Origin of the sequence: Streptomyces sp. NPDC004435, assembly GCF_042873895.1 — a bacterium.
In the GTDB taxonomy this organism is placed as follows: Bacteria; Actinomycetota; Actinomycetes; order Streptomycetales; family Streptomycetaceae; genus Streptomyces.
Map to the genome: position 1 here is coordinate 1 of NZ_JBIAMB010000024.1, position 26,876 is coordinate 26,876.

Consider the following 26,876-nt stretch of genomic DNA (forward strand, 5'->3'; position numbering starts at 1 on the left):
CCCGGCGGGGGGCGGGCCGGGGGGCGGCGGGCGGCCGGTTTTTTGTTTGCGGGGGGCCGGGCGCCCCCCCCCCCCCCGGGGGGGGGGGCGGGGGGGGCCCCCCCCCCCCCCCCGCTGCGGTGGAGCGTGGCGGATCCGTCCCTGTCGGGCCGGACGCGGATCAGGCGTCGACCTTCTCCATGACCTCGTCGCTGACGTCGAAGTTGGCGAAGACGTTCTGCACGTCGTCGCTGTCCTCCAGCGCGTCGATCAGCTTGAAGATCTTGCGCGCGCCCTCCTCGTCGAGCTCGACCTGCATGGTCGGGACGAAGCTGGACTCGGCGGAGTCGTAGTCGAAGCCGGCCTCCTGGAGGGCGGTGCGGACCGCGACCAGGTCGGTGGCCTCGCTGATGACCTCGAAGGACTCGCCGAGGTCGTTGACCTCCTCGGCGCCCGCGTCGAGCACGACCTCCAGGACGTCGTCCTCGGAGCGCTCACCCTTGGGGAGGACGACGACGCCCTTGCGGTTGAAGAGGTACGAGACGGAGCCCGGGTCGGCCATCGAGCCGCCGTTGCGGGTCATGGCGACGCGGACGTCCGAGGCGGCACGGTTGCGGTTGTCGGTGAGGCACTCGATGAGCACCGCGACACCATTCGGGCCGTAGCCCTCGTACATGATCGTCTCGTAGTCGGCGCCGCCGGCCTCGAGACCGGCGCCGCGCTTGAGCGCGGAGTCGATGTTCTTGTTCGGGACCGACTGCTTCTTCGCCTTCTGCACGGCGTCGAACAGCGTCGGGTTGCCGTCCAGGTCGGCGCCGCCGGTGCGGGCGGCGACCTCGATGTTCTTGATCAGCTTCGCGAAGAGCTTGCCGCGCTTGGCGTCGATCACGGCCTTCTTGTGCTTCGTCGTAGCCCATTTAGAGTGGCCGGACATCTGCCTGTCTCCTTCGCGTAACCAACTTCTTGAACGAACCCCAGAGATCCTACCGGGATCGTCTCACCGTTCCGCGCGCACCATGTCGACGAACAGCTCGTGGATGCGGTGGTCGCCGGTGAGCTCGGGGTGGAAGGAGGTGGCGAGGACGGCGCCCTGGCGGACGGCGACGATGTGGCCCTCGTGCTCCGCGAGCACCTCGACCTCGGCGCCGACCGACTCCACCCACGGGGCACGGATGAAGACGCCCTCGACGGGGGTGGCTATCCCCGTGACGGTGACTCCGGCCTCGAAGGACTCGTTCTGCCGTCCGAAGGCGTTGCGGCGGACGATCATGTCGATGCCGCCGAAGGTCTCCTGGCCCGAGCGCGGGTCGAGGATCTTGTCGGCGAGCATGATCAGGCCGGCGCAGGTGCCGTAGACCGGCATGCCCGCGGCGATCCGCTCGCGGATCGGCTCCATCAGGCCGAAGAGGACGGCCAGCTTGGAGATGGTGGTGGACTCGCCGCCGGGGAGGACCAGGCCGTCGACCTCGGCGAGCTCTTCGGGGCGCCGGACCGGCCTGGCCACGGCGTCCGCCGCGGCCAGGGCGATCAGGTGCTCCCGTACGTCGCCCTGGAGGGCCAGGACTCCGATGACCGGGGTGGTGCTCATCGGTGCTTACCAGCCCCGGTTGGCGTAGCGCTCGGACTCGGGGAGGGTGTCGCAGTTGATGCCGACCATGGCCTCGCCGAGGTTGCGGGAGGCGTCCGCGATGATCTTCGGGTCGTCGTAGAAGGTGGTGGCCTTCACGATGGCGGCGGCGCGCTTGGCCGGGTCGCCCGACTTGAAGATGCCGGAGCCGACGAAGACGCCCTCGGCGCCGAGCTGGCGCATCAGCGCGGCGTCGGCGGGGGTGGCGACGCCACCGGCGGAGAAGAGGACGACGGGGAGCTTGCCGAGCTCGGCGACCTCCTTGACGAGCTCGTACGGCGCGCGCAGGTCCTTGGCGGCGGCGAACAGCTCGTTGTTGTCGTAGCCGCGCAGCTTGGCGATCTCGTTCTTGATCTGGCGCAGGTGGCGGACGGCCTCGACGACGTTGCCGGTGCCGGCCTCGCCCTTGGAGCGGATCATGGCCGCGCCCTCGGCGATGCGGCGGAGGGCCTCGCCCAGGTTGGTGGCGCCACAGACGAAGGGGGTGGTGAAGGCCCACTTGTCGGAGTGGTTGACCTCGTCGGCCGGGGTGAGGACCTCGGACTCGTCGATGTAGTCGACGCCGAGGGACTGGAGGACCTGGGCCTCGACGAAGTGACCGATGCGGGACTTGGCCATCACCGGGATGGAGACCGCGCCGATGATCTCCTCGATCATGTTCGGGTCGGACATCCGGGCCACGCCGCCGTCCTTGCGGATGTCCGCGGGGACCCGCTCCAGGGCCATGACGGCGACGGCGCCGGCGTCCTCGGCGATCTTCGCCTGCTCGGCGTTGACCACGTCCATGATCACGCCGCCCTTGAGCTGCTCGGCCATGCCGCGCTTCACACGGGCGGTGCCGGTCTCGGGGGTCTGGGGGGTGGTGGAGCTGGACACGGAAACCTCACTCGTGACAACGGGTTCAACGGGGCGTTGACGACTAGAGCGAGGAAACAGTCCACGAGCGGTCCACAGCAAGGGCCAATGTGCAGCCTGTGGATCCTTTTGGCGGGAATCCGAGGCCGCAGTGGATCAGGACGGACGATCGGCCAGGGCCACCGGCGGTTCGTCGTCCATTTCGAAGGCCATCGGGAAGGGCGCGTGGCCCGCGAGCCGGAACCAGCGGACCTTGCGGTGGCGGCGCAGGGCGCGGGCGGCCCGGACGGCGTCGTTGTGGAAGCGGCGGGCCATGGGGACCCGGCGGACGGCGGCGGCCAGTTCGCCGGCGGCGTCCACGCCGCCGGGCGCCTCCCGGACGAGCTCGACCTGCTCCGGCTCGCCGAAGACGGCCCGCAGCGCCTGGCTCAGCTCGCTCTCGGCGACCTCCCGGTGGTCCTCCTCCGCCTGCCGGGCCGCGTGCGCGGCCTCGTACAGGACGATCGAGGCGGCCGGGTCGAGGACACCGGAGGTGGCCAGTTCCTGGGCGACCGAGGCGCGCCGCAGCAGCTGGGCGTCGAGCGCCGCGCGGGCCGCGTCGATGCGGGTGTGCAGCCGGTCGAGCCGGCCGGCGGTCCAGCTGAGGTAGACGCCGACGAGGATCAGCGCGGCGACGGTCCAGATCAGGGTTTCGGTCACGGGCGCACAGGCTACCCGGGCGGCGGCAGCACCCCTTCCCAAAGGTCGTGGTCATGGGCGAACAGGACACGGACCGGCCGCCCTCCGGCGAGCTCGGCGAGCCGCCCGGTCCACGGCCGGTGGGGCGTCCCGAACTCGCCCGCCGAGTCGTACGCCTGCCCGGCGAGGACCGTCACGCGGTCGCCGTGGTCGAGGACGAGCGACTGGTGCCCGTCGACGTGTCCGGGCGTCGGCACGATCCGGATCCCGGGGGCGAGCTCGTGCTCACCGTCGATCTCCGTCCAGGCGACGCCGGGGAGGAGCGAGTCGATGGCGTATCCGCCCGCCCGCGCGGTGGCGAGCTCGCCGCGCTGGACGAGGGCGGGGGTGCCGGGGAAGCGCTGGTTGCCGCCGATGTGGTCGAAGTGCAGGTGGTAGTTGACCAGGAGATCGACCTCGCCGGGCCCGACGGTAAGCGGCCGGCGGACGATCCGGTAGTGCGCGTCTGTCTCTGGCGACCCCTCGCCCATGCCGGTGTCGAACAGCACGGTGCCACCCGGATGCCGGACGAGGTACGCGAACGCGTGCTCCACGCGCGCGTGGCTCCCGCCCCACTCCGCGGCGGGCCGCGTGAACCTGCCCAGGTTGAGCCGCTGGACGCTGATCATGCGCCCAGCGTGCGCCTCCGCCGCCTGTGGTGGGCGGGCGTTCCGCTGGGGGCGAACGGGGTCCCCATCGCCCCGGCGGGACGCATGCCCGCGGGGCCGACGGGTGGGGCATGCGCCGGAGGGGCCACAGGCCCAGGCCGACGGGTGGGCCACGCGCCGGAGGGGCTACAGGCCCAACCGGGCCCGCAGCCCGCCCGTCCTCTCGTCCGTGTCGACCGCCGCCGCGCCGTCCGCGACCGTCTCGTAGACGGCCAGGATGTCCGCGCCGACCGTGGACCAGTCGAAGCGCCGGACGTGCGCCGAGCCGCGCCGGCTCAGCTCCGCGCGGCGTGCGGGGTCGCCGAGCAGCCGGATCGCCGCCTCGGCGAGCGCGTCCGCGTCCTCGTTGGCGAAGAGCTCGCCCGCCGCGCCCTGGTCGAGGACCTGCGCGAAGGCGTCCAGGTCGGCGGCGAGCACCGGCGCGCCGGCCGACAGCGCCTCGACGAGGATGATGCCGAAGGACTCGCCGCCGGTGTTGGGCGCCACGTACACGTCGACGCTGCGCAGCAGCCGCGCCTTGTCCTCGTCGCTGACCATGCCGAGGAACTCGACCCGGGAGCGCATCTCGGGCGGCAGCGAGGCCACCGCCTCCTCCTCGTCGCCGCGCCCGGCGACGAGGAGCCGGGTGCCCGGCCGCTCGGTGAGGATCCGGGGCAGTGCCTTCATCAGGACCGGCAGGCCCTTGCGGGGCTCGTCGATCCGCCCGATGAAGCCGAGCGTCTCGCCCTGCCACGCCTCCTTCGGCTCCGCTCCGGCGAAGAAGTCGACGTCGACGCCGTTGGGGATCACGACCGCGTCGCCGCCGAGGTGCTCCACCAGCGTCCGGCGGGCGTATTCGCTGACCGCGATCCGGGCGCTGATCTTCTCCAGCGCCGGCTGGAGGATCGGGTAGGCGGCGATCATCGCCCGGGAGCGCGGGTTCGAGGTGTGGAAGGTGGCCACGATCGGACCCTGTGCGGCCCAGCAGGTCAGCAGCCCCAGCGAGGGCGAGGTCGGCTCGTGGATGTGGACGACGTCGAAGGTGCCGTCGTGCAGCCAGCGGCGGACCCGCGCGGCGGAGAGGAAGCCGAAGCTGAGCCGGGCCACCGAGCCGTTGTACGACACGGGCACGGCCCGGCCGGCGGAGACGACGTACGGCGGCAGCGGCGTGTCGTCGTCGGCGGGGGCGAGGACGGAGACCTCGTGGCCGAGCCGGATCAGGTGCTCGGCGAGGTCGCGGATGTGGAACTGGACGCCGCCCGGTACGTCCCAGGAGTACGGGCAGACGATCCCGATCTTCACGGTGTGCGCTCCTCCAGGTCGGCCAGCCAGAGGCGCTGGAGCATGTGCCAGTCCTCCGGGTGGTCCGCGATGGCCCCGGCGAACTCGTCCGCGAGGGCCTGTGTCATGAGGGACGCCTTTTCGGCCCGGGTACCTGACTCGGGTACCTCCACGGGCGCGTGCACCCGGCCCTTCATGACGTCGGTGTCGTCGTACCAGAGGGTCACCGGCAGCAGGACCGCGTCGGTCTGGAGGGCGAGCATGGCCGGTCCCGCGGGCATCCGGGTGGCCTCGCCGAAGAAGGAGACCTCGACGCCGGAGGCGGACAGGTCGCGGTCGGCGACGAGGCAGACCAGGCCGCCGGCGCGCAGCCGCCGGGCCAGGGTGCCGAAGGCGGCGCCGCCGGTGTGCGGCAGCACCTCCATGCCGAGGGACTCGCGGTAGGCGACGAAGCGGTCGTAGAGCGACTCGGGCTTGAGGCGCTCGGCGACGGTGGTGAAGGGCGTGCCGAGGGCGCGGGTCACCCACACGCCGGCCAGGTCCCAGTTGCCCATGTGCGGCAGCGCGAGGATCACCCCGCGGTCGGACGCTATGGCCTCCTTCAGGACCTCCTCGCCCTTGATCGCGAAGCTGTTCGCGGCCCGCTCGCGGCTCCAGGTCGGCAGCCGGAAGGACTCCATCCAGTAGCGCATGTACGAGCGCATGCCGGCCTTCGACAGCTCGGCGAGCCGCTCGGGCGTGGCGTCCGGCACCACGCGCGCGAGGTTGGCCTCCAGGCGGAGCACGCCCTTGCCGCGCCGCTTCCACACGGTGTCCGCGATCTTCCGGCCGAGGGACCTGGCGACCGGCTCGGGGAGCTTCTTCACGGTCGCCCAGCCGAGCCCGTACAGCCCGTCGGCGATCTTGTCCTTCAGCGTGCTCACGATGCCGCCCCGCTTCCCCCGGCCGCCGCGGCGGCGTCCGCCTCCGCGGCCTCCCTGCGTACCGTCACGACCCGCTGCCCCAGGGTCACCGCCGAGCCGGCGGCGACGATCCAGAGCGCGATCGGGAGCAGCACGTCCACGCCGGGCACGCCGAAGGCGTGCAGGCCGGCGAGACCGGCGGCGACCAGCGAGATCACCAGGCGCTCGGCCCGCTCGATCAGGCCGTTCACCGCGACCGGCAGGCCGATCGACTCACCGCGCGCCTTGGTGTAGGAGACGACCTGGCCGCTCGCCAGGCAGAAGATCGACACCGCGCAGAGCACGTTGTCGTCACCCTGTCCCGCGTACCAGAGCGCGAAGCCGCCGAAGATCGCCCCGTCGGCGACCCGGTCGAGGGTCGAGTCGAGGAAGGCGCCCCAGCGGCTGGAGATCCCCGCCTGCCGCGCCATGTTGCCGTCGACGAGGTCGGAGAAGACGAAGAGCGTGATCACGATCGTGCCCCAGAAGAACTCGCCCCTGGGGAAGAAGACCAGTGCCCCGGCGACCACTCCCGCCGTGCCGATCAGCGTCACGGCGTCGGGGCTGACCCCCCGGCGGAGCAGAAACGCGGCGAACGGTGTGAGGACACGCGTAAAAAACGCACGCGCGTACTTGTTCAGCATGGCCTTCCCGAGGTTTCGGCGGGCCGCGCGGTCCTATGACCACCGGCTCACCCATCGTAGCCACGCGCGTCACCCCGCACGGGAGCGCACCCGTCCCGCCGCGTCGGGCCCCCCTTGGGGACCCCCGGTGTACGACGTATGGACGCGTCCCGGCGTCGGTGCAAAGCTCGAAGGAAGCACCCCGCGGGTCCGCCGGAGCAGCACCGCGACGCCGCTCCCCCGCGCCCGCTCTCACCTCACCGCCTCGCAGCCGGGAGGACCACCATGGGCGACAAGGCGCACACCCCCGCCGGAGCCGCCGGCAGGGCACCGACGGCCGACCGGCCCTCGGAGGTACGGAACGTGGTGCTGGTCGGCCACAGCGGATCGGGGAAGACGACCCTGGTCGAGGCGCTCGCCCAGACCGCCGGAGCGCTCGGGCGGCCCGGCCGGGTCGAGGACGGGGCGACCGTCTCCGACTACGACGAGATCGAGCACCGGCAGCACCGCTCCGTCCAGCTCTCCCTCGTCCCGGTCGGCTGGGACGGCTTCAAGATCAATCTGCTCGACACCCCCGGGTACGCCGACTTCGTCGGGGAGCTGAGGGCCGGTCTGCGCGCGGCGGACGCGGCCCTCTTCGTCGTCTCGGCCGCCCAGGAGGCCGACGCGGTCGCCGCCTCCACCCGGATGGTCTGGGAGGAGTGCGCGGCCGTCGGGATGCCCCGCGCGATCGTCGTCACCCACCTCGACACCGCCCGCACCGGCTTCGACGAGCTGACCGGCGTCTGCGCCGGGCTCTTCGGCCACGACGACCCCGACGCCGTCCTCCCCCTCTACCTGCCGGTGCACGGCACCGAGGGCGCGGACGGCCACGCCCCCGCGACCGGTCTGATCGGTCTCCTCTCGGAGCGGGTCTTCGACTACTCCACGGGCGAGCGGCGCGAGCTGCCGCCCGGTGAGACCGACCGCGATCTGATCGCCGGGGCGCGGGCCCGGCTCATCGAGGGGATCATCGCCGAGAGCGAGGACGAGTCGCTGATGGACCGCTACCTCGGCGGTGAGGAGATCGACTTCGGGACCCTCGTCGGCGACCTGGAGAAGGCGGTCGCCCGGGGCGGCTTCCACCCCGTGCTCGCCGCCGCGCCCGCCACCGGCGGCGGCAGCCAGGGCCTCGGCACCGTGGAGCTCCTGGAGCTGATCACCCGCGGCTTCCCCTCCCCCCTGGAGCACGAGCCGCCCGCCGTCACCACCCCCGCCGGAGAACCCCGGCCGGCGCTCGCCTGCGACCCCGACGGCCCGCTGGTCGCCGAGGTCGTGAAGACCGCCGCCGACCCCTACCAGGGCAGGATCTCGCTCGTCCGGGTCTTCTCCGGCACCCTGCGGCCCGACGAGACGGTGCACGTGTCCGGACACGGCCTCGCCGACCGCGGCCACGAGGACCACGACGTCGACGAACGGGTCGGCGCCCTCACCTCGCCCTTCGGCAAGCAGCAGCGGCCCATGGCGCACTGCGTGGCCGGGGACCTCGCGTGCGTGGCCCGGCTCGCCCGGGCCGAGACCGGCGACACCCTCTCCGCCAAGGACGACCCGCTGCTGATCGAACCGTGGTCGATGCCCGAGCCGCTGCTGCCGCTCGCCGTCGAGGCGCACGGCAAGGCCGACGAGGACCGGCTCTCGCAGGGCCTGGCCAAGGTGGTCGCCGAGGACCCGACGCTCCGCCTCGAACAGAACCAGGACACCGGCCAGGTCGTCCTGTGGTGCCTGGGGGAGGCCCATCAGGACGTCGTCCTGGAACGGCTGCGCGGCCGTTACGGGGTCCGCGTCGACGCCGTCCCGTACCGGGTGCCGCTGCGGGAGACCTTCGGCGCCCCCGCCTCGGGCCGCGGACGGCACGTCAAACAGTCCGGCGGACACGGCCAGTTCGCGATCTGCGAGATCGACGTCGAACCGCTCCCGCCGGGCAGCGGCATCGAGTTCGTCGACAAGGTCGTGGGCGGCGCCGTCCCCCGCCCGTTCATCGGCTCCGTCGAGAAGGGCGTACGGGCCCAGGCCGCGCGCGGTGTCTCCGCGGGCCACCCGCTGGTCGACGTCCGGGTCACCCTCAGGGACGGCAAGGCCCACTCGGTGGACTCCTCCGACGCCGCCTTCCAGACCGCGGGGGCGCTCGCCCTGCGCGAGGCGGCCGCGGAGGTCCCGGTGCACCTCCTGGAACCGGTCGCCGAGGTACGGGTGCTCGTCCCCGACGAGTACGTCGGCGCGGTGATGGGAGACCTGTCCGGCCGGCGCGGCCGGGTCGTCGGCACCGACCAGGCCGGACCGGGCCGCACGGTCGTCCGGGCCGAGGTGCCGGAGATCGAGATCGGGCGGTACGCCATCGACCTGCGGTCCGTCTCGCACGGCACCGGCCGCTTCGACCGCAGCTACGCCCGGCACGAACCGATGCCCCCTCAGCTCGCCGCACGTCTGCGCGAACAGACCGGAAAACGCCCCTAGTCGGCGCGCGGCGACCGGAACGGGCCGCAGTCTCCACGGCTTCCGGCCGCCGTCGTCCACAGCTTCCGGCCGCGGTTGTCCACAGCCGGTGACGCATACCACGCGGCCCGGTTACGCTGTGGTGCCCAGTCCGGAAGGTGTGCCGGGCGCGGCAGTCGGGAACAGCCCGCACAGGTACTCGCGGTGATGGGGGCGGAAGTGGCGATCGACGGTTTCGGACCGGGGGCACAGATCCCGCTGCAGGGCGGCAGCGGCCTGACCGGCGCGACGAACGCGCTGGCCTCGGCCGCGTACCGGGACAGCCCCCTGGAGACCATCCAGGAAGCCGACAACGAGCACTACAAGACCACGCTGAAGAAGGGGAAGTGGGAGAAGCTCTTCCGCCCCGACCTCGGCGAGGCGTTCTCCCGCGCCGTGCAGGTCCGCATGCTCGGCGGCGGCCGCAAGCCCCTCATCCAGTCCTTCGGCGCCGAACCGCAGCCGGTCGTCGAGCACTGCCTCGCCGCCACCCACATCCGCCGCCGCCGCGACATCAAGCTGACCCTGATCACCTTCTTCTGCGGTGTCCTCTTCCTGCCCGGCCTGCTGCTCTGGCTCGCCGTCATCCACCTGCGCCGCGCCGCCGCGGGCTCCGACAACAAGCGCACCAGCGCCGTCGGCACCGTCCTGCTCGTCGCCTTCGGCATCGTCGCCGCCCTCGTCCTCCTGCGCCTCCCCTGGGACGGCCTGCTGCCCAACTACCTGCGGGCCATGCTCATCGCCCCGGTCATCGGCTGGTACCTCGCCGGGCGGGTCTGCCTCAGCACGGCCGTCGACCTCCGCGACCGCTGGACCGGTCTGCTCAGCGGCGGGGGCGTCGGCGCCCACGTCCCCGGGTCCGTCCCCACGGACCCCGGCGAGAAGTCCGCGGAGGAGCTCCGCGTCAACCTGGAGAAGCTCTCCGCCGAGCAGCAGTCGAACGTGGTCTTCTACGCCGGAGGCAAGGGTGTCCTCGGCCTCGGCACGCGCTGGGGCAGCTGGACCCTGGCCGAGGAGCTGATCCCCCTCGACGGCCACGAGATGCACGACTTCCGCGCCTGGGACCTCGTCCGCAAGATCCACGACCAGCTCACCCTGCTGGAGCGGGGCTCCCTCAAGACCGGTTTCCCCAAGCCGACCGTGAAGCACTGGATCGTCTCCCCGGTCGGCGAGGGCGCCGACGAGGTCGCCCGCCCCGAGGGCGACAACATCGTCCACTTCCAGGTCAAGCCGCACGAGATACAGCGCATCTGCAACGAGCAGCAGTTCGGCGCCGGCAACCGCCACTACCTGGGCGTCCAGTTCACCCTCTGGGACGGGAACGTGGTGCTCACCATGATGGTCACCGTCACCTCGCTCCACCACACCCTGCGCATCGAGGTCACCGGCCACGCCCTCGGCCCCGTCCACGGCCTGTTCACCACCAAGCCCAAGGCGAAGACCAAGGAGGTCTCCAAGACCGTCCGCTTCTGGGAGACCAAGGAGATCGCGCAGCCGCTGCTCGGCACCGACGACATCGTCCGGCTCGCCGTCCGCGCCCCGCTCACCTGGTACCCGCCGGTCCTGGAGTTCCTCGGCGGCAAGATGAACCTGCCCGAGCCCTTCGGCCTCCGGCACGTCTGGGCCGGCCCGCTCTGGAAGAACCGCTTCATGGCCGACGACGCCCTCCGCATGGCCACCCCCGTGGTCCGCGCCGTCCACGCGGCGACCGTCCGCTTCCTCGACGCGCACAACGTGGACACCGAGCGCTTCACCAACCGCACCCTCTTCATGAGCGGGATGCTCCAGGAACCCGCCCCGCGGAAGGCCGACGTCTACGACGCCTGACCACCACCCCGCGCGTACGCGTACGGCCCCGGGGCGCGCGCCCCGGGGCCGTACGGACGAGGAGAAGGTCAGAGTGCGGCGGGCCAGGCGTCGGCCAGCATCTTGCGGGTGTCGGCGAGGAGCTGCGGAAGCACCTTGGTGTGGCCGACGACCGGCATGAAGTTGGTGTCGCCGCCCCAGCGCGGCACCACGTGCTGGTGCAGGTGCGCCGCGATCCCCGCGCCGGCCACCGCGCCCTGGTTCATGCCGATGTTGAAGCCGTGCGCGCCGGACGCCGCCCGCAGGGCGATCATCGCCCGCTTGGTGAAGTCGGCCAGTTCGGCCGTCTCCGCCGCGTCCAGGTCCGTGTAGTCGGCCACGTGCCGGTACGGGACGACCATCAGGTGCCCGCCGTTGTACGGGTACAGGTTGAGGACCGCGTACACGCTCGCGCCCCGGGCGATCACCAGCGCGTCCTCGTCCGACTTCGACGGGATCGAGCAGAACGGACAGCCGTCGTCGGCCCCCGGCCCGGTCGGCTTGTTCTCACCCTGGATGTACGCCATCCGATGAGGCGTCCACAGGCGCTGGAACGCGTCCGGCGCCCCCACTCCGATCTGCTGCTCCGGCTCAGTCGTCATGCTGTGCAGCATATTGCGTCGCCCGTTCGGAACGTGTCGGCGGGGCGAGGGAAGCCGCCCCGGGTGATCCTGATCCGATGAGCGCCAGGCCCTCGAAACCGCCCCGCCAGGAACGCTGGGACCACCGCATGGAGACGCCGCTCGCCGTGGCCTCGCTCGCCTACCTCGCGGGGTACGCGGTCCGGGTCCTCGCCCGCGACCACCTCCCGCGGCTCGGCGTGGACCTCTGCATCGGGGTCGTCATCGGCGCCTGGGCGGTCTTCGTCACCGACTACGTGGTCCGGCTCCGGCTCAGCGGCCTGCATCCGCTCCGTTTCGTCCGCACCCATCTCCTCGACACGGTCGTCCTCCTGCTGCCGCTGCTGCGCCCGGTCCGGATGGTCGCCCTCTACGACCGGGTCCAGCGCCGCCGGGGCCAGCCGCGGCTCAGCCTCTACGCCCGGGTGATGGTCTACTCCGGCCTCTCGGTCTCCCTGCTCGGCTTCACCGCCGCGCTCACCGTCTACCACCACGAGGCCGACGCCCCCGGCGCCACGATCGTCACCTTCGGGGACTCGGTCTGGTGGGCCTGCGCCACCCTGGCGACGGTCGGCTACGGCGACGTGGCCCCGGTGACCCCGATCGGCCGGGTGGTCGCGGTCGGCCTGATGGCCTGCGGCCTGGCGCTGCTCGGCGCGGTGACGGGTTCGTTCTCGTCCTGGCTGATCCAGGCCTTCACGCGGGAGGACGAGAAGGAGGGCCGGAACGGGGAGAGGCCCCCGGGGGGTTCCCCGGGGGCCTCCTGAAGCCGCGTCGGCCGTCAGACCTGGACGCGCTCCTCGACGATCTTGGCGATCTTGGCGATGGCCTCGTCGGCGGGGATGCCGTTCTCCTGCGAACCGTCGCGGTAGCGGAAGGAGACGGCGCCGGCGGCCATGTCCTCGTCACCCGCGATGATCATGAAGGGGACCTTCTGCTTCTGGGCGTTGCGGATCTTCTTCTGCATCCGGTCCGAGGAGGAGTCGACCTCCACACGCAGCCCCTGCTTCTTCGCCTTGGCGGCGAACTCCTGCAGGTACTCGACGTGCGCGTCGCCGATCGGGATGCCGGTGGCCTGGACCGGGGCCAGCCACGGCGGCATGGCGCCCGCGTAGTGCTCCAGGAGCACCGCGAAGAACCGCTCGATCGAGCCGAAGAGCGCGCGGTGGATCATGACCGGGCGCTGCTTGGTGCCGTCCGGGGCGGTGTACTCCAGGTCGAAGCGCTCCGGCAGGTTGAAGTCGAGCTGGACGGTCGACATCTGCCAGGTGCGGCCGATCGCGTCCCGCGCCTGCACCGAGATCTTCGGGCCGTAGAAGGCGGCGCCGCCCGGGTCGGGGGTGAGCGGCAGGCCCTGCTTCTCGGCGACCTGCTGGAGGACGGCGGTGGCCTCCTCCCACACCTCGTCGGAGCCGACGAACTTCTCCGGGTCCTTGGTCGACAGCTCCAGGTAGAAGTCGTTCAGACCGTAGTCGCGGAGCAGGTCGAGGACGAAGGTGAGGGTGCGGTCCAGCTCCTCCGCCATCTGCTCGCGGGTGCAGTAGATGTGCGCGTCGTCCTGGGTGAAGCCGCGGGCGCGGGTCAGACCGTGCACGACGCCGGACTTCTCGTACCGGTACACGGTGCCGAACTCGAACAGGCGCAGCGGCAGCTCACGGTAGGAGCGCCCGCGGGCGTCGAAGATCAGGTTGTGCATCGGACAGTTCATGGGCTTGAGGTAGTAGTCCACGCCCTCGTCGAGCTGCATGGGCGGGTACATGCCCTCGGCGTACCAGTCGAGGTGGCCGGACTTCTCGAAGAGCTTGCCCTTGGTCGCGTGCGGCGAGTAGACGAACTCGTAGCCCTCCTCCTCGTGCCGCTTGCGCGAGTAGTCCTCCATGACCCGGCGGATGATGCCGCCCTTGGGGTGGAAGACGGCGAGGCCGGAGCCGATCTCGTCCGGGACGGAGAAGAGGTCGAGCTCGTTGCCCAGCTTGCGGTGGTCGCGCTTCTCGGCCTCGGCGAGGAAGTCGAGGTGGGCCTTCAGCTCGTCCTTCGACGGCCACGCGGTGCCGTAGATGCGCTGGAGCATCGGGTTCTTCTCGCTGCCGCGCCAGTAGGCGGCCGCGTTCCGCATCAGCTTGAACGCCGGGATGTTCCGGGTGGTGGGCAGGTGGGGACCCCGGCAGAGGTCCTTCCAGCACAGCTCGCCGGTCTTGGCGTCCAGGTTGTCGTAGATGGTCAGCTCGCCGCCGCCCACCTCGACGTTCGCGCCGTCGTCGGTCGACGCGGAGCCCTTGATGCCGATGAGCTCCAGCTTGTACGGCTCGTCGGCGAGCTCCTCGCGGGCGGCCTCGTCGGAGACGACGCGGCGGGCGAACCGCTGCCCGCGCTTCTGGATCTCCTGCATCTTCTTCTCGACGGCCTTGAGGTCCTCGGGCGTGAACGGCTTCTCGACGTCGAAGTCGTAGTAGAAGCCGTCCCGGACCGGCGGGCCGATGCCCAGCTTGGCCTCGGGGAAGAGCTCCTGCACGGCCTGCGCCATGACGTGCGCGGTGGAGTGGCGCAGGATGTTCAGGCCGTCCTCGGAGCCGATCTCGACACCCTCGACGACATCGCCCTCGGCGAGCTCGTACGAGAGGTCCTTGAGCTCGCCCGCGACACGGGCGGCGATGACGGTGCGGTCGTCGGCGAACAGGGCGCCGGCCGTGGTACCCGCGCTCACCGTCCTCTCCTCGGGTCCTGAGGCGGTCGGGACGGTCACACGGACTTCGGACACGGGTACTCCATGTATCAGGGCGCTGACAGACACGAGGTGCCGGCGCCGGCGGCGCGCGGCAGAGACGAGGTGCCGCGTCCCCTCGATCTTACGGGCCCCGCCGCGCGCCGCTCACCCCGATTCGTCCGGCCCGCACGCCTCCTCGAAGAAGGCCGCGTCCTCCGCGGTCCCGTGGAGCGACTTCATCAGGCGGTCCCGCTCCGCCTCGTCCACCTGCACCGGGACCACCGCGGAGGGGTCGGCGAGGCGGCGGAAGCCGCCGCGGCTCTCCAGCCGGCCGACGAGCCGGATCGGGAGGCCGACGAGGTGGGCGTGGCCGGCGGTGCGGTACGCCTCCTCGTCGAGGGTGACCCGGACGTGGCCGACGTCGGCGCCGCCCAGCACCCGGAGCTTGACGGTGCCCTCGCCGCGCGGCCCGGAGCGGCGGAGCCGGACCACCGCGCCGGTGATCCGCACCGGGACGGAGGGCTCGTCGGTGAGGTACCGGGCGCTCGCCTCGCGCAGGGCGGGCAGGTCGCCCGGCGAGAACTCGACGGGCTCGGGCCGGACCGCGCAGCCGGCCGGGACACCGGCGGCCGGGGCCCAGGCGAGGGCGATGCGGGCGCCTTCCGTACCGCGGACGAGGGCGACGAGCGCCTCGGTGAGCTCGCGGCTGACGCCGGCCCCGACGGCGGAGTCGAAGGCGTCCATGCCCCCGGTGGCGCGCCGGTAGTCGACGGCCTCGCGGGCGGCGTGCAGGGCGTGGTGGAGCCGGACGGCGACGGGCCGGCCGGGCGGGACCGGCAGGAAGGCGGTGAGGGCGCGGCCGCCGGGGTCGGTCGCGACGACCACGGGTTCGAGGGCGGCCTGGGCCGCGGCGCGGTGCCGGGAGCCGTGGTAGCCGGCCCGGCCGCGCACGGCGAGGGCGCCGGCGAGGAGGACCTTGCGGGCGGCGGAGCGGAGCTGCTCCTGCACGGGCCAGGGGACGGTGCCGGCCGGGCCCGGGGGCACCTCGCGCCACCAGCGGATCTCGTCGCTGGGCACGGCGAGGCCGGTCAGGACCTCGCGGGCGGAGGGCGTGCCGCTGCGGGCGAGGGCGGTGAGGGCCTCGCCGATGAGGTCCTCGCTGTCGGGGAAGGCGAGGCTGTCGGGGACGAGGAGGCTGGTGCCGCCGCTCCCCGGCCCGCTGCCGGGCGGGGTCCAGCGGCCGTAGCGGCCGGCGGCGCCGCCGCGGCGCTGCCAGCCGTGACGGGCGAGGAGGGCGCCGAGGACGCGCGGGTCGACCCTGCCGGGGTCGGGCACGCCGTCGCCGGCGGTCCAGGGGCCGGCGGGGCCGGCGGCGGGGACGGGGTGGGCCCGGTAGGGCGGGGGTACGGGGGCCGGGCCGCGCCCGGCCCCGTCGCCCGTCCCGTGTCCGGAGTCGTCGATCGGTCGGTGCATCAAGGTCTCCCTCCCCGGCCGACCCGGGTCATGATCTCGCGGAGCGCCCGGTCGTCGAAGATCCGCGCCGTGGGGACGCGCACGGTGGTCCGGCGGCGTCCGGTGACCGGCTGCCCGGCCAAGTTCGTCCAGTAGCAGCAGTGCCGCAGGTCGAGTTGGTCATGGCTCGCCCTCAGCCAGTCCTCCGGGTCTCTCGGGACGATCATCACGACCAGGATCTTGTGGACCGCCACGGGGGTCCGGGCGAGCTTCACGAGGTGGTCGTTGTCGAGGGTGAAGGGAAAGGTGCTTCCCGTGGGGTGGGCGGGCAGTTGGTAGGTGCATTTGAGCTGCACCTTGATGGTGACCTCGTCGTCGACGGTGTGGCCGGGCGAGCCGTGGCTCACGTGCCAGTCGACGCCGTTGTCCGGGAAGGGCTGCGCGAGCGAGCAGCCCGCCGCGGCGGCGACGGCGTGCAGGTATCCCACCTGGAGGGTCTCCATGCAGGCGGTGGTGGCGAGTGAGCCGCGTGCCGGGGCCGCCCGCTGGGGCGGCAGCCCTCCCGACTCGGGCTGGGCGAGCGCCATGTGAACGTCCTTCCCCGTCACCAGTGTTGTCACCGGTCCGCGTACGCCGCAAACAGTGCGGGTATCACCGCTTCGGGGCAGGGGGTTGGCCATCTGCCGCGCGGGTGCGAGGAGTTCGGGTATGACGACGAACTGGTACGAAGGGCCCCTGGCCGCTTTCGACACGGAGACCACCGGAGTGGACGTCGAGGAGGACCGGATCGTGTCCGCGGCGCTGGTCGTCCAGGACACGGCGGGGGCGCGGCCGCGGGTGAGCCGCTGGCTGGTGAACCCGGGCGTCCCGGTGCCGGAAGGGGCCACGGCGGTGCACGGACTGACGGACGATCACCTCCAGCGCAACGGCCGGTGGCCGTCGCCGGTGATGGAGGAGCTGGGGCGTGCCCTGGCGGAGCAGAACGCGGCCGGCCGGCCGCTGGTGGTGATGAACGCGCCGTTCGACCTCACCATCCTGGACCGGGAGTTGAGGCGGCACCGGGCGTCGACGCTGGGCCGGTACCTGGAGCACACCTCGTTGTGCGTGCTCGATCCGCGGGTCCTGGACAAGCATCTGGACCGGTACCGCAAGGGCCGACGGACGCTGACGGACCTGTGCGCGCACTACGAGGTGGAACTGGAGGGGGCGCACGACGCGGCGGCGGACGCCACGGCCGCGCTGGAGGTGGTGCGCGCGGTGGGGCGGAGGTTCGCGTCCCGTCTGGAGCGGCTGTCGCCGGCGGAGCTGCACACCCTCCAGGCGGTGTGGCACGCGGCGCAGGCCCGGGGCCTCCAGGCGTGGTTCAGCCGGCAGGGGACGCCGGAGCTGGTGGATCCGGCGTGGCCGCTCCGTCCGGAGCTGCGGAAGGCGGCGTGAGCCGGGCCGGAAACGGCTGAGGCCGGTCTGTCGTGATGACGGACCGGCCTCTCCCGGTGGGCGATACTGGGATCGAACCAGTGACCCCTTCGGTGTGAACGAAGTGCTCTCCCGCTGAGCTAATCGCCCGGGAACGGGTTGAACCATACAGGGCTCGCGCGCCGGGCTCCAAATCCCTTCGGAGCGCGGGCGCGCGGGGCGGCGAGCCGCCGGACGCCGCGGAAGCGGTACCGGCACCGGTCCATGGGTCCGGTGCGGGTACTCGGGCGGGATCTGAGTAGCAGCGCGCATTCCCGGGGTGCGGGCGCGGCGCGACACTCCGGTCATGGACATGAGACTGCCCCCGGTCGAGGAGCTCCGGCTCGTCGACGTCGAGCTGGCCCGGCTCGACGCCCGTCGCGCCGAGCTGCTGGCCCGGAGGGCGTGGCTGCTGGGCGTGGTGCACTCCCCCGCCGGACGGGCGGCGGCGCCGTTCGGGGGCGGTGCGGCGCCGGCGGAGACCTCGCCGCGCGGGGCGCAGAACGTGCTGCTGACGCTGGGCGGGACCCTGCTGGCGATCGCGGCGCTGGCGTTCACGCTGGTGAGCTGGGGATCGATGGGCATCGCGGGGCGCTCGGCGGTGCTGCTGGCGGTGACCTCGGCGGCGCTGGCCGCGCCGGCGGTGCTGCTGCGCCGGGGGCTGGGGTCGACGGCGGAGGCGGTGGGCGCGCTGGGTCTCGTCCTGACGGTCCTGGACGCGTACGCGCTGCACCGGGTGGCGCTGCCGGGGACGGACGGGGCGGGGTACGCGGCGGTGGCCGCGGCCGTTCTGGCGGGGGTGTGGGCGGGGTACGGCGGGCTGCTGCGGGGGCTTCGGCTGCCGTTCCCGGCGGCGGTGGCCGCGGCGCAGCTCCCGCTGCCGCTGGGGGCGCTCGCGGCCGGCGCCGGTCCCGCCGTGGTGGCGTGGGCGGCGGTGCTGACCGTCGCGGCGGATCTGGTGGGGCCGGTGCGGCGGGCGGGGCTCGCGGTGCGGGTGACGGCGGGGGCGTCGGCCGGCGTCCTGGGGGCGTGGGCGCTGCTGACGGGCGCCTGGTTCTCGGCGACGGACCCGTGGACGGGGGCGCCTCTGCTGGCCGGCTGCGCCGCGCTGTGCCTGTACGCGGCGGGGGCTGCCCGCCCGGCGGCGCCCGCGCTCGCGGCGGTGGCGGGCCTGGCGGGGGTGGCCGCCGCGGGCGGGCCGGCGCGGGCCGCGCTGGCGGCGGAGTGGGCGGTGCCGGTGTACGTGGTGTGCGGTCTGGCCGTGGCGGCGCTGTGGCGTCCGCTCCCGGCCGTACGGATCCCGGACGGGGTGCGGGCCGGGTTCGGGTTCGCCGGGGGCGGGGTCGCGGCGCTGGGAGTGGTGTGGGCGCTGCCGCCGGTCCTGGGCGGGGTGCTCGGGCCGGCGGACCGGAGCGCGGGCGTCTGGTCCGGGGCGCACGCGGAGCCGCTGCTGGCCGGCTACCCGGCGACGGCGGCAGCGGTGCTGCTGCTCGCCGCCCTGGCGGCGGGCGCGACCGGGCGGCTGTGGGGGCGCTGGGGCGGGACGGTGCTCGGCTGGGCGCTGCTGATGGCGCTGCCGGTCGTCCTGGAGCTGTCGTACGCGGCCGGGCTCGCGGTCCGGCTGCTGGCGACGGGCGCGGCGCTGGCGCTCGCGGTGCGGCCCGCGCTCGCGGCGCGCGGCCTGCCGGAGCGGGCGGCGGCACCCCAGTCGGCGGCGGAGCGCCCGGAGGGCTTCTGGGGTGCGTCGTGGCCGGCCGGAGCGGTGGCGGCTCCGGTGGAGCCGGGTGCGCTGTTCGCCTGGACGGGTCTGGTGGCCGGGGCGGCGTCGGCGGGTTCGGCGCTTCTTCTCGCGCTGGACGTGCGGGCGGCGACCTTCGTGGTGCTGGGGGTGCTGCTCGGGCTGTTCGCGGCGGCGGCGGTGCTCGGCGCGGGGGCGGTGCGCGAGGCGGCAGCCGGTTCCGGGGTGCTCGCGGCGGCGGGCCTGGTGGGTGCGGGGGCCGCGGCGGCGGGGCTCGCCCCTTCCACGGCCGGTCTCGCGCTGCTCCTCGTCCCGGCGGGGGCGGCGGCGCTCGCGGCCCGGTTCCGGTCGGCGGCGGTCGAGGTGACGGGCGTGGCGGTGGGCGTGACGGCGCTGGCCCTCACGGCGTCGCGCCCTGCGGTTCTGGCCGCGGCGCTGGCCGCGGCGGGGCTCGTCGCGGCGGGCACGGCGCTGCGGCCGGAGCGGCGGCGGGCGGCTTCCTGCGTGGCGGGGGCGCTGTTCCTGGGTGCGGCCTGGGTGCGGCTCGCGGTCTGGGGCGTGACGGTCCCGGAGGCGTACACGCTGCCGGTGACGGTGCCGGCGCTGGTGGTCGGCCTGCTGCGGAGGCGGCGGGACCCCGCGGTCTCGTCCTGGGTGGCGTACGGGCCGGGTCTCGCGGCGACGCTGCTGCCGAGTCTGGCGGCGGTCTGGGCGGCGCCCTCCGGGGCGCGTCCGCTGCTCCTGGGGGCGGGGGCTCTGGTGGTGACGCTGCTGGGGGCGCGGTTCCGGCTCCAGGCGCCGCTGCTCCTGGGCGGGACGGTGCTGGCCCTGGTGGGGCTGCACGAGCTGGCGCCGTACGCGGTGCGGCTGGTCGGTGCGCTGCCGCGGTGGCTGCCGCCGGCGGCGGCGGGGCTGCTGCTGCTCGCCGTGGGGGCGACGTACGAGCGGCGGCTGCGGGAGGCGCGGCTACTGCGGGAGCGGCTGGCCCGGATGCGGTGAGCGGGAACGCGCCGAGGGCCCGGAGACGGTGATCGTCTCCGGGCCCTCGGTCCGGGTGGTGGGCGATACTGGGTTCGAACCAGTGACCCCTTCGGTGTGAACGAAGTGCTCTCCCACTGAGCTAATCGCCCGGGCGCACCGCAAACATTACCGCATGTCAGCGGGGCTCCCGAACCACCCCGGGGTCACTCTTCGATCTTCCAGGGCATGACGATGCCGAACTTCCAGAGGTACCAGCCGCACAGCGCGGCGATGATCACCACGCCGATGACGGTGAGGGTGATGTTCCGGCGGCGGACCTTGGGGTCGAGGGCGCGCTGGGCGGCCTCGGTGACCTTGCGCTTGGTCCAGCGCAGGACGATCTGTGCCCAGACGAACTCGGTCGCCCAGATCGCCATGCCCGCGAAGATCACGAGCCAGCCGGGGCCGGGGAAGACGAGCATGAGGATGCCCGCCACGATCACGGCGAGTCCGACGATGAAGACGCCGACCTGCCAGCTCAGATGCAGCCCCCGTCGGGACTTGATGAACTCCGGTGCTCGGGATCCCAGTTCGGCCTGGCCGTCGCTCTGGGACTCGGGGGCGCGCTCGTCACTCTCCGCATGCATGGAGCCAATTTACCCGACACACCAGCCCCACCGGTATGGCGGTATTACCCAAAGTTACATACCGCCGTCCGAGCTACCTGAACGGCCACAAAACCGACAGAGGGGTTTACAACGACACCGGAGGTGGCATGTCGATTTCGCTGACGTGCGAATCCCCGAGCGCACACTGAGCGAAAGGCCCTGGCGCTTATGAACACCGTGGTGAGCTGCGAGCTGCACCTGCGCCTCGTCGTGTCGAGCGAGTCCTCACTGCCTGTACCCGCGGGCCTGCGGTATGACACGGCGGATCCGTACGCCGTGCACGCCACCTTCCACACCGGAGCCGAGGAGACGGTCGAGTGGGTCTTCGCCCGCGACCTTCTCGCCGAGGGGCTGCACCGGCCCACCGGCACCGGCGACGTCCGGGTCTGGCCGTCCCGTAGTCACGGCCAGGGCGTCGTCTGCATCGCCTTGAGCTCGCCCGAGGGCGAGGCCCTGCTAGAAGCCCCGGCGAGGGCCCTGGAGTCGTTCCTCAAGCGGACCGACGCCGCCGTGCCACCGGGCACCGAGCACCGTCACTTCGACCTCGATACCGAGCTCTCCCACATCCTGGCCGACAGCTGAGCCAGGCCACAGGCCGTACGGCGCCGTCTTAACTCGGGGAGACGGCGCCGCGCGGACAGTCGCACAGCACGACTTCCGGCGCCCCCACCGCGCAGCCGGCGCGGTGACGGGCGCCGTCGCGCTTTTCCGGGGCGCGCTAGAGTCGTCGCCAATCCGCGGGCGCCCGCCCACGGCCGGCCAGGGAGCGAAGCGTGCTCATCCCCCACGACACCCGGATCGCCCTCGACACCGTCGTCGATCTGATGAACACCGCCGCGCAGGGCGACCGTGAGGACACGCTCCCGGACCTCGCCGCGCTGGGCGTCTTCGTGCGCGAGCACCGGATCAGCGGCGTGGGCGACCTGGACGCGGAGGACCTGCGGGCGGTCCGCGAGGTGCGCGAGCGCTTCGCCGCGGTCTTCTCCGCCCCCGACGCCAGGATCGCCGCCCCGCTGATCAACCAGCTGGTGGCCGCCGCGGGCACGACCCCGCAGCTCACCGACCACGACGGCTACGACTGGCACGTGCACTACTTCGCGCCGGGCGCCTCGGTCGCCGACCACCTGGCCGCCGACTGCGGAATGGCGCTCGCCTTCATCGTGGTCGCGGGCGAGCGCGAGCGGCTGCGCCGGTGCGAGGCGCCGGACTGCGGCCGGGCCTTCGTCGACCTCTCCCGCAACCGGTCCCGCCGCTACTGCGACAGCCGCACCTGCGGCAACCGCCTCCACGTGGCCGCCTACCGGGCCCGCCGCAGGGAGGCCGCCGGCTGATCCCGCGCGGCGCCGCGACCGCGCGGCGCCTCACAGGACGTAGAGATCGTGCAGGGCCGCCATGAGGAGCAGGGCCCCGATCACCGCCAGGAAGATCATCAGCGGCGGCTGCGACAGCGCGAAGAGACAGCCCCTCGGTTCGTCCGCCGGAGGGTCGGCGGCGGGGACGGACTCGGCGGAGGCGGGGACGGTTTCCCGCGAGGTATCCAGCATCTCGGGGGGATGATGGCGCACCCCGCGGGTCCGGAAGGCCGAAAACCTTCGTACCGCGGGGCGGTTCATCCCTTCCCGTGGATCTCCGGATCACCGCCTGGTCGCGGCCCGGCAGGCAACGGCCAGAAGCGGTCAGATTCCGTGCTTCTTCAGAATCGCCTCGATGTCGCTGAAGTCCTCCGAGGCCGTGCCGGAGGAGGAGGCGCCGGCGGACGACGCCTGACCGGAGGCGGGCCGGGCGAGGGCCTCCCTGGGCCGGGCCGGGGCGGAGGCCCCGGGGGCGACCGCCGCGGGCTCCGCTCCCCCGGCCGCCGCCTTCCGGCCACCCCGGCGCCGCTCGACGCCCCGGGTGGTCAGCAGCAGCAGCCAGGCCAGGCCGAGCACACCGAAGCCGACCCAGGCGACCGGGCTGAAGACGGTGTCGAAGGCCCACTCGACGGCTCCGGTCATCACCAGGCCGAGCGGCACCAGCGCCCAGGCGGCGATCCGCGTCGCGGACAGGTACTTCTTGCGGTAGGCCGTGATCGCGGCGATCCCCAGGCCCGCCGCGGACACCGCGGAGCAGATGGTCTCGGCGAGCATGCGATCCTCCAGGTCCCGGGTGATACGTCCCTTCCATCCTGCACCGCACCTGCCGCCGGAGGCCACGCCCCCGGGCCGGTCTCAGGGAGATCTCCGGGTCTTCCCGCACGGGATCTCCTCCTCAGGTCCCGGTCGGGACCGGCCGAGGTGCCGATGCCGGGCCGGCGGCGCGCGGCTGGAAGACTGCCGGTCATGACTGACTCCACCACCGCAGCCTCCCCGGCCCCCGTCGTCCTGGAGGCCTGGTTCGACCTCCAGTGCCCGGACTGCTTCCAGGCCCTCGACGACGTCCACGCCCTGCGCGAGAAGTACGGCGACCGGCTCGACGTACAGCTGCGCCACTTCCCGCTGACCAAGAACAAGCACGCCTACGCCGCCGCCCAGGCCGCCGAGGAGGCGGCCGACCAGGGGCGGGGCTGGGCGTACACGGAGGCGCTGCTGGCCCGGACGGCCGAGCTGGCCGACCGGGGCGAGCCCGTCCTGCTGGAGGTGGCCGGCGACCTCGGCCTGGACGCCGAGGAGTTCGACACCGCGCTGATCGACGGCCGGCACCTGCTCACCGTCGACGCCGACCAGGCCGAGGGCCAGGCCCTCAAGATCACCGGCACCCCGACGTACCTCATCGGCGGCGAGCGCCTCGACGGCGGCAAGAGCCAGGAGGGGCTGCGGGCCCGGATCGAGGAGATCGCCGACCGCCTGCTGGCCGGCTGACCTCGCGCACCGGGCGACCCCTCAGACCAGCGGCTTGGCGCTGTTGACGTACGTCGTGCGGTAGCCGAGCGATGCGTACAGGCGGACCGCCGGGGTGTTGTCGGCGAAGACGTGCAGGCCCAGCAGGGTCTGCCCGGCCTCCCGGGTCATGCGCTCGGCCAGGAGCATCAGCGCCCGGCCGTAGCCCCTGCCGCGCACCTCCGCGTCGACCTCGACGCGGTAGACGTAGCCGGCGCTCACACCCGGCTCCAGCTCCCGCACCCCGGTCCAGACGTGCCCCACGACCCGGCCGTCGAGGACGGCCACCCGGATCGCGGTGCCCGGGGTGGCGAGTCCCGCGGACAGCAGCTCGCGGTGGCTTGCCTCGGCCTTGGCGCGGGCCTGCTCCTCCGGGACACCGCGCTCCATCCAGCTGAGGGCGAAGGACTCCCTGGCCTCCGCCTCCCACCCGGCGAACTCCTCGTCCGTCATCGGACGCGTCAGGACCCCGGCCGGCGCCGCGTGCTCGCCGCCGGCCGCCTCCTTCACCATGTTCCGGCTGCGCTCGGTGTAGCCGAGGGCGCGGGCCAGGGAGAGGGCGGGGGCGGCGTCGGCGGGTACGGATATCCCGATCTCCGAGCAGCCCCAGCCGCGCAGCACCTCCTCGGCGGCGAGCGCGGCGACGGTGCCGCGGCCGCGGCCGCGGTCCGGTTCGTCGACCCGGAGCCGTTCGATCACTCCCGCCGCGGCCCCGAACTGGGGGTCGGTGGCGAGGTGGACGGAGCCGACCCGGCGGCTGTTCACGCAGATGTCGTAGGCGCGGGACCGGCCGCCGCCGGCGGAGTGCTGGAGCGGCTCGGACGGCCGCAGGGTGGTGGTCATCACGGGTGTTCTACCCAACGCGGAGACGCCCGTCATCCGGATTCAGCCGAGCTTCGGGTCCCGGTCGGCGGCGGCCCGCTTCTCGAAGATCCGCATGGCCTCGGCGGTGACCGGGCCGGGGGCGGCGGCGAGTTCGCGGTCGTCCACGCGGTGGACGGCCTGCACGTCGCGCAGGGTGGAGGTGAGGAAGATCTCGTCCGCGGTCTCCAGCACGTCGAGCGGCAGATCGGTCTCGACGGCGCCGGTCCACTCGGCGGCGAGGGCGCGGGTGATGCCGGCGAGGCAGCCGGAGGAGACGGGCGGGGTGTGGATCCGGCCGTCGATCACGACGAACACGTTGGAGCCGGTGCCCTCGCAGAGGCGGCCGACGGTGTTGCCGAAGAGCGCCTCGGTGGCGCCCCGCTCCTTCGCCCGGGCGAGGGCGACCACGTTCTCGGCGTACGAGGTGGTCTTCAGGCCCGTGAGGGCGCCGCGCTCGTTGCGGGTCCAGGGGACGGTGACCACGGCGGTGGTGTCGGGGCGGCGGGAGGTCTCGCCGACCGCGACGACCAGGCCCGGGCCGGCGTCGCCGCGCTCCGAGCCGAGCGGGGAGAGGCCGCCGGTGTAGGTGATGCGGAGCCGGCCGAGCTCCATCGGGTTGGCCTCCAGGACGGCGGCGCAGGCCCGGCGGACCTCGTCGAGGTCGGGGTCGGGCAGACCGAGGCCCCGCGCGGAACGGGTGAGCCGCTCCAGATGGAGGGTGAGAGCGAACGTTTCACCGCGTTCGGCCTTGACGGTCTCGAAGATGCCGTCGCCGACGGTCAGCCCGTGGTCCAGGACGGAGACCCGGGCGGTCTCCTCGTCGTACAGCCCGCCGTTGACCCACAGTTTCATCGAGAGATGGCCTTTCCGCTCGCCCCTGGGACGTCCTCGTCCGGAGCGCCCGACTCGTAGGCGCCCGACGCTATCGCGACCAGCCTGGCCGCCTTCAGCTCGGTCTCCTCCCACTCCCGCTCGGGGTCGGAGCCCCAGGTGATCCCGGCGCCGGTGCCGAAGCGCAGGAGTCCGGGCCCGCGGTCGATCCAGAAGGTGCGGATGCCGACGGCCAGCTCGCCGTGGCCGCTGTCGGCGGCCACCCAGCCGACGCCGCCGCAGTACGGGCCGCGGGGCGCGGTCTCCAGCGCCTCGATGATCCGCAGGGCGCTGGACTTGGGGGCGCCGGTGACGGAGCCGGGCGGGAAGGTGGCGGCGAGCAGTTCGGGCCAGCCCGCGTCCTCGCGCAGCACCCCCCCGACGGTGGAGACGAGGTGGACGAGGCCGGGGTGCTCCTCGATCTCGCAGAGGGCGGGGACCGTGACGGAGCCGGTCTCGCAGACGCGCCCGAGGTCGTTGCGGACCAGGTCCACGATCATCACGTTCTCGGCGTGGTCCTTGGGCAGGAGGTCGGCGGCGGTGCGGCCGGTGCCCTTGATGGGACCCGAGGAGACCCGGCCGCCCTCGCGCCGCAGGTACAGCTCGGGCGAGGCGGTGGCCAGCTCCACGCCGTGCGCGGGCAGCCGGATCGTCCCGGCGTACGGGGCGGGGTTGCCGGCCGCGAGCAGCGCGGTGAGGGCGTCGACGTCGGCGCCGGCCGGGTCGGGCAGCGGCGCGCTCATCACCCGGCAGAGGTTCGCCTGGTAGACCTCGCCGCGCGCGATGTGCTCGCGTATTTTCCGTACGCCCTCGGTGTACGCGGCGCGGTCGAGCGACGACGTCCAGTCACCGGGGCGGGGCCCGGACCACGCGCCGGGGACGGCGGCGGGCACCGGGGCGCGGCGGACGTCGCCGAAGCGGGCGCAGGTCAGCCGCCCCTCGAAATCGGCGCAGACGGCCCAGAAGCCGGCGGAGTCCAGCGCCTCGGGGTCGTGGGTGACGTCCCGGAGGTCGGTCGCGACGAGGCCGCCGAAGCGGGCCAGGGGGGCAAGGTCGTACACGGATCGAGTCTAGGTCGGCGGGAGCGGGGGCAGGGGCCAGCGCGTGAGGGGGCTCCGCGTCGCCCCGGGGACACGGCGGGTGAACGGCTGTACGGACCTCCGCGCGGCTCCGCCGGGCGCCGCGAAGGGCGTGCAGGTCAGCACGCTGCGGAAACGCGTTTTTGTACTGGCCCGGGAATCCGCTAGAGTTCAACACGTCGCCGGGACGCGCAAGCGGGCCGGAAACGACAAGCGGACGTGGCTCAGTTGGTAGAGCATCACCTTGCCAAGGTGAGGGTCGCGAGTTCGAATCTCGTCGTCCGCTCGATGTGGGGGATCTTCCCGAACCCCCGTATTCACTCCTGGTGGAGTGGCCGAGAGGCGAGGCAACGGCCTGCAAAGCCGTCTACACGGGTTCAAATCCCGTCTCCACCTCCAAGGACGATTAGCTCAGCGGGAGAGCGCTTCCCTGACACGGAAGAGGTCACTGGTTCAATCCCAGTATCGTCCACTGGACCCCCGGGTCCTGGATCTTCGGATCCCCGCGCGATTAGCTCAGCGGGAGAGCGCTTCCCTGACACGGAAGAGGTCACTGGTTCAATCCCAGTATCGCGCACCACATCT

At 73.2% G+C, this 26,876-nt stretch carries 26 protein-coding genes and 6 tRNA genes; 12 read left to right on the forward strand and 20 right to left on the reverse strand.

What is annotated here, in order from left to right:
- Nucleotides 1-160 precede the first annotated feature (160 nt).
- The 8 genes from ACFYT9_RS32915 to pgsA form a co-directional block, all read right to left on the reverse strand.
- Nucleotides 161-913 (reverse strand): YebC/PmpR family DNA-binding transcriptional regulator, encoded by a 753-nt coding sequence (locus ACFYT9_RS32915; RefSeq protein ID WP_200428255.1) that lies wholly within the window; start codon nt 911-913, stop codon nt 161-163.
- A gap of 63 nt (nt 914-976) precedes the next feature.
- Nucleotides 977-1,567, reverse strand: a complete 591-nt coding sequence (gene pdxT, locus ACFYT9_RS32920) for a pyridoxal 5'-phosphate synthase glutaminase subunit PdxT (protein ID WP_376602058.1) — start codon at nt 1,565-1,567, stop codon at nt 977-979.
- A gap of 6 nt (nt 1,568-1,573) precedes the next feature.
- Nucleotides 1,574-2,482: a pyridoxal 5'-phosphate synthase lyase subunit PdxS gene (gene pdxS, locus ACFYT9_RS32925; RefSeq protein ID WP_389169506.1), complete on the reverse strand. Its 909-nt coding sequence runs from the start codon at nt 2,480-2,482 to the stop codon at nt 1,574-1,576.
- Nucleotides 2,483-2,617: 135 nt separating this feature from the next.
- On the reverse strand, nt 2,618-3,160 hold the full coding sequence (locus tag ACFYT9_RS32930; RefSeq protein WP_376602056.1) for a hypothetical protein: 543 nt from the start codon (nt 3,158-3,160) through the stop codon (nt 2,618-2,620).
- Nucleotides 3,161-3,171: 11 nt separating this feature from the next.
- Nucleotides 3,172-3,807, reverse strand: coding sequence for an MBL fold metallo-hydrolase (locus ACFYT9_RS32935; protein ID WP_389169509.1), 636 nt, complete (start codon nt 3,805-3,807; stop codon nt 3,172-3,174).
- A 165-nt stretch (nt 3,808-3,972) separates the two neighbouring features.
- Complete coding sequence (locus ACFYT9_RS32940) at nt 3,973-5,127, reverse strand: glycosyltransferase family 4 protein (RefSeq protein WP_389169512.1); 1,155 nt, start codon at nt 5,125-5,127, stop codon at nt 3,973-3,975.
- A complete protein-coding gene (locus ACFYT9_RS32945; protein WP_389169515.1) occupies nt 5,124-6,029 on the reverse strand; it encodes a phosphatidylinositol mannoside acyltransferase in 906 nt (301 codons plus the stop codon). Before ACFYT9_RS32945 ends, ACFYT9_RS32940 begins: the two co-directional genes overlap by 4 nt.
- Nucleotides 6,026-6,691, reverse strand: coding sequence for a phosphatidylinositol phosphate synthase (gene pgsA, locus ACFYT9_RS32950; RefSeq protein WP_376602053.1), 666 nt, complete (start codon nt 6,689-6,691; stop codon nt 6,026-6,028). Before pgsA ends, ACFYT9_RS32945 begins: the two co-directional genes overlap by 4 nt.
- Nucleotides 6,692-6,955: 264 nt before the next feature.
- On the opposite strand from pgsA, the gene ACFYT9_RS32955 reads away from it, so the two are divergent.
- Together ACFYT9_RS32955 and ACFYT9_RS32960 are read left to right on the forward strand one after the other, a co-directional pair.
- On the forward strand, nt 6,956-9,163 hold the full coding sequence (locus ACFYT9_RS32955) for an elongation factor G-like protein EF-G2 (protein WP_389169518.1): 2,208 nt from the start codon (nt 6,956-6,958) through the stop codon (nt 9,161-9,163).
- A 186-nt stretch (nt 9,164-9,349) separates the two neighbouring features.
- Nucleotides 9,350-11,008 carry a hypothetical protein gene (locus ACFYT9_RS32960; protein WP_389169520.1) on the forward strand — a complete coding sequence of 553 codons (1,659 nt, stop codon included), beginning with the start codon at nt 9,350-9,352 and terminating at the stop codon, nt 11,006-11,008.
- A 68-nt stretch (nt 11,009-11,076) separates the two neighbouring features.
- On the opposite strand, the gene ACFYT9_RS32965 is transcribed toward ACFYT9_RS32960, so the two are convergent.
- Entirely contained in the window at nt 11,077-11,640 is a 564-nt protein-coding gene (locus ACFYT9_RS32965) for an HIT domain-containing protein (protein ID WP_376604544.1), read from the reverse strand.
- A gap of 65 nt (nt 11,641-11,705) precedes the next feature.
- Here ACFYT9_RS32965 and ACFYT9_RS32970 point away from each other — a divergent pair, with 65 nt between their 5' ends.
- Nucleotides 11,706-12,413, forward strand: a complete 708-nt coding sequence (locus tag ACFYT9_RS32970) for a potassium channel family protein (protein WP_387277916.1) — start codon at nt 11,706-11,708, stop codon at nt 12,411-12,413.
- Between the two features lie 14 nt (nt 12,414-12,427).
- Here ACFYT9_RS32970 and thrS read toward each other — a convergent pair whose 3' ends face one another.
- The 3 genes from thrS to ACFYT9_RS32985 all read right to left on the reverse strand — a co-directional run bounded on the left by thrS (nt 12,428) and on the right by ACFYT9_RS32985 (nt 16,389).
- Nucleotides 12,428-14,404 carry a threonine--tRNA ligase gene (gene thrS, locus ACFYT9_RS32975; protein WP_376604548.1) on the reverse strand — a complete coding sequence of 659 codons (1,977 nt, stop codon included), beginning with the start codon at nt 14,402-14,404 and terminating at the stop codon, nt 12,428-12,430.
- A gap of 111 nt (nt 14,405-14,515) precedes the next feature.
- Nucleotides 14,516-15,823 (reverse strand): hypothetical protein, encoded by a 1,308-nt coding sequence (locus ACFYT9_RS32980; RefSeq protein ID WP_389169524.1) that lies wholly within the window; start codon nt 15,821-15,823, stop codon nt 14,516-14,518.
- The gene (locus ACFYT9_RS32985; RefSeq protein ID WP_389169527.1) at nt 15,823-16,389 is read right to left on the reverse strand and encodes a DUF4365 domain-containing protein; all 567 of its coding nucleotides are present in this window, start codon (nt 16,387-16,389) and stop codon (nt 15,823-15,825) included. Before ACFYT9_RS32985 ends, ACFYT9_RS32980 begins: the two co-directional genes overlap by 1 nt.
- Nucleotides 16,390-16,510: 121 nt before the next feature.
- On the opposite strand from ACFYT9_RS32985, the gene ACFYT9_RS32990 reads away from it, so the two are divergent.
- Nucleotides 16,511-17,239: a 3'-5' exonuclease gene (locus ACFYT9_RS32990; RefSeq protein ID WP_376606152.1), complete on the forward strand. Its 729-nt coding sequence runs from the start codon at nt 16,511-16,513 to the stop codon at nt 17,237-17,239.
- Nucleotides 17,240-17,296: 57 nt separating this feature from the next.
- Here ACFYT9_RS32990 and ACFYT9_RS32995 read toward each other — a convergent pair.
- A tRNA-Val gene (locus ACFYT9_RS32995) sits at nt 17,297-17,368 on the reverse strand.
- A gap of 196 nt (nt 17,369-17,564) precedes the next feature.
- Here ACFYT9_RS32995 and ACFYT9_RS33000 point away from each other — a divergent pair.
- Nucleotides 17,565-19,994 carry an SCO7613 C-terminal domain-containing membrane protein gene (locus ACFYT9_RS33000; protein ID WP_389169530.1) on the forward strand — a complete coding sequence of 810 codons (2,430 nt, stop codon included), beginning with the start codon at nt 17,565-17,567 and terminating at the stop codon, nt 19,992-19,994.
- 56 nt (nt 19,995-20,050) lie between these two features.
- Here the strand turns inward: ACFYT9_RS33000 and ACFYT9_RS33005 are convergent.
- Both ACFYT9_RS33005 and ACFYT9_RS33010 read right to left on the reverse strand, forming a co-directional pair.
- A tRNA-Val gene (locus ACFYT9_RS33005) sits at nt 20,051-20,125 on the reverse strand.
- Nucleotides 20,126-20,179: 54 nt separating this feature from the next.
- Nucleotides 20,180-20,602, reverse strand: coding sequence for a TIGR02611 family protein (locus tag ACFYT9_RS33010; RefSeq protein WP_376602723.1), 423 nt, complete (start codon nt 20,600-20,602; stop codon nt 20,180-20,182).
- Between the two features lie 189 nt (nt 20,603-20,791).
- On the opposite strand from ACFYT9_RS33010, the gene ACFYT9_RS33015 reads away from it, so the two are divergent.
- Both ACFYT9_RS33015 and ACFYT9_RS33020 read left to right on the forward strand, forming a co-directional pair.
- Entirely contained in the window at nt 20,792-21,205 is a 414-nt protein-coding gene (locus tag ACFYT9_RS33015) for an SsgA family sporulation/cell division regulator (RefSeq protein ID WP_030493555.1), read from the forward strand.
- A gap of 191 nt (nt 21,206-21,396) precedes the next feature.
- Nucleotides 21,397-21,954 (forward strand): CGNR zinc finger domain-containing protein, encoded by a 558-nt coding sequence (locus tag ACFYT9_RS33020; RefSeq protein WP_389169533.1) that lies wholly within the window; start codon nt 21,397-21,399, stop codon nt 21,952-21,954.
- A gap of 30 nt (nt 21,955-21,984) precedes the next feature.
- Here ACFYT9_RS33020 and ACFYT9_RS33025 read toward each other — a convergent pair whose 3' ends face one another.
- Both ACFYT9_RS33025 and ACFYT9_RS33030 read right to left on the reverse strand, forming a co-directional pair.
- The gene (locus ACFYT9_RS33025; RefSeq protein ID WP_376602721.1) at nt 21,985-22,167 is read right to left on the reverse strand and encodes a hypothetical protein; all 183 of its coding nucleotides are present in this window, start codon (nt 22,165-22,167) and stop codon (nt 21,985-21,987) included.
- Nucleotides 22,168-22,299: 132 nt separating this feature from the next.
- Nucleotides 22,300-22,749 carry a hypothetical protein gene (locus ACFYT9_RS33030; protein WP_389169535.1) on the reverse strand — a complete coding sequence of 150 codons (450 nt, stop codon included), beginning with the start codon at nt 22,747-22,749 and terminating at the stop codon, nt 22,300-22,302.
- A gap of 192 nt (nt 22,750-22,941) precedes the next feature.
- Here ACFYT9_RS33030 and ACFYT9_RS33035 point away from each other — a divergent pair, with 192 nt between their 5' ends.
- Complete coding sequence (locus ACFYT9_RS33035) at nt 22,942-23,460, forward strand: DsbA family protein (protein WP_376602719.1); 519 nt, start codon at nt 22,942-22,944, stop codon at nt 23,458-23,460.
- A 21-nt stretch (nt 23,461-23,481) separates the two neighbouring features.
- Here the strand turns inward: ACFYT9_RS33035 and ACFYT9_RS33040 are convergent, their stop codons facing one another.
- From ACFYT9_RS33040 to ACFYT9_RS33050, 3 genes are read right to left on the reverse strand one after another with little or no spacing between them, the layout of a single operon-like run.
- Nucleotides 23,482-24,321 carry a GNAT family N-acetyltransferase gene (locus tag ACFYT9_RS33040; RefSeq protein WP_389169538.1) on the reverse strand — a complete coding sequence of 280 codons (840 nt, stop codon included), beginning with the start codon at nt 24,319-24,321 and terminating at the stop codon, nt 23,482-23,484.
- A gap of 42 nt (nt 24,322-24,363) precedes the next feature.
- Entirely contained in the window at nt 24,364-25,194 is an 831-nt protein-coding gene (locus ACFYT9_RS33045) for an aminotransferase class IV (protein WP_389169541.1), read from the reverse strand.
- Complete coding sequence (locus ACFYT9_RS33050) at nt 25,191-26,273, reverse strand: chorismate-binding protein (RefSeq protein ID WP_389169543.1); 1,083 nt, start codon at nt 26,271-26,273, stop codon at nt 25,191-25,193. Before ACFYT9_RS33050 ends, ACFYT9_RS33045 begins: the two co-directional genes overlap by 4 nt.
- 231 nt (nt 26,274-26,504) lie before the next feature.
- On the opposite strand from ACFYT9_RS33050, the gene ACFYT9_RS33055 reads away from it, so the two are divergent.
- The 4 genes from ACFYT9_RS33055 (at nt 26,505) to ACFYT9_RS33070 (ending at nt 26,871) form a co-directional block, all read left to right on the forward strand.
- Nucleotides 26,505-26,577 (forward strand) — tRNA-Gly (locus ACFYT9_RS33055).
- A gap of 39 nt (nt 26,578-26,616) precedes the next feature.
- Nucleotides 26,617-26,690, forward strand: a tRNA-Cys gene (locus ACFYT9_RS33060).
- Nucleotide 26,691: 1 nt separating this feature from the next.
- Nucleotides 26,692-26,763: transfer RNA gene (locus tag ACFYT9_RS33065), tRNA-Val, on the forward strand.
- 33 nt (nt 26,764-26,796) lie between these two features.
- Nucleotides 26,797-26,871, forward strand: a tRNA-Val gene (locus ACFYT9_RS33070).
- The last annotated feature ends 5 nt before the right edge of the window (nt 26,872-26,876 follow it).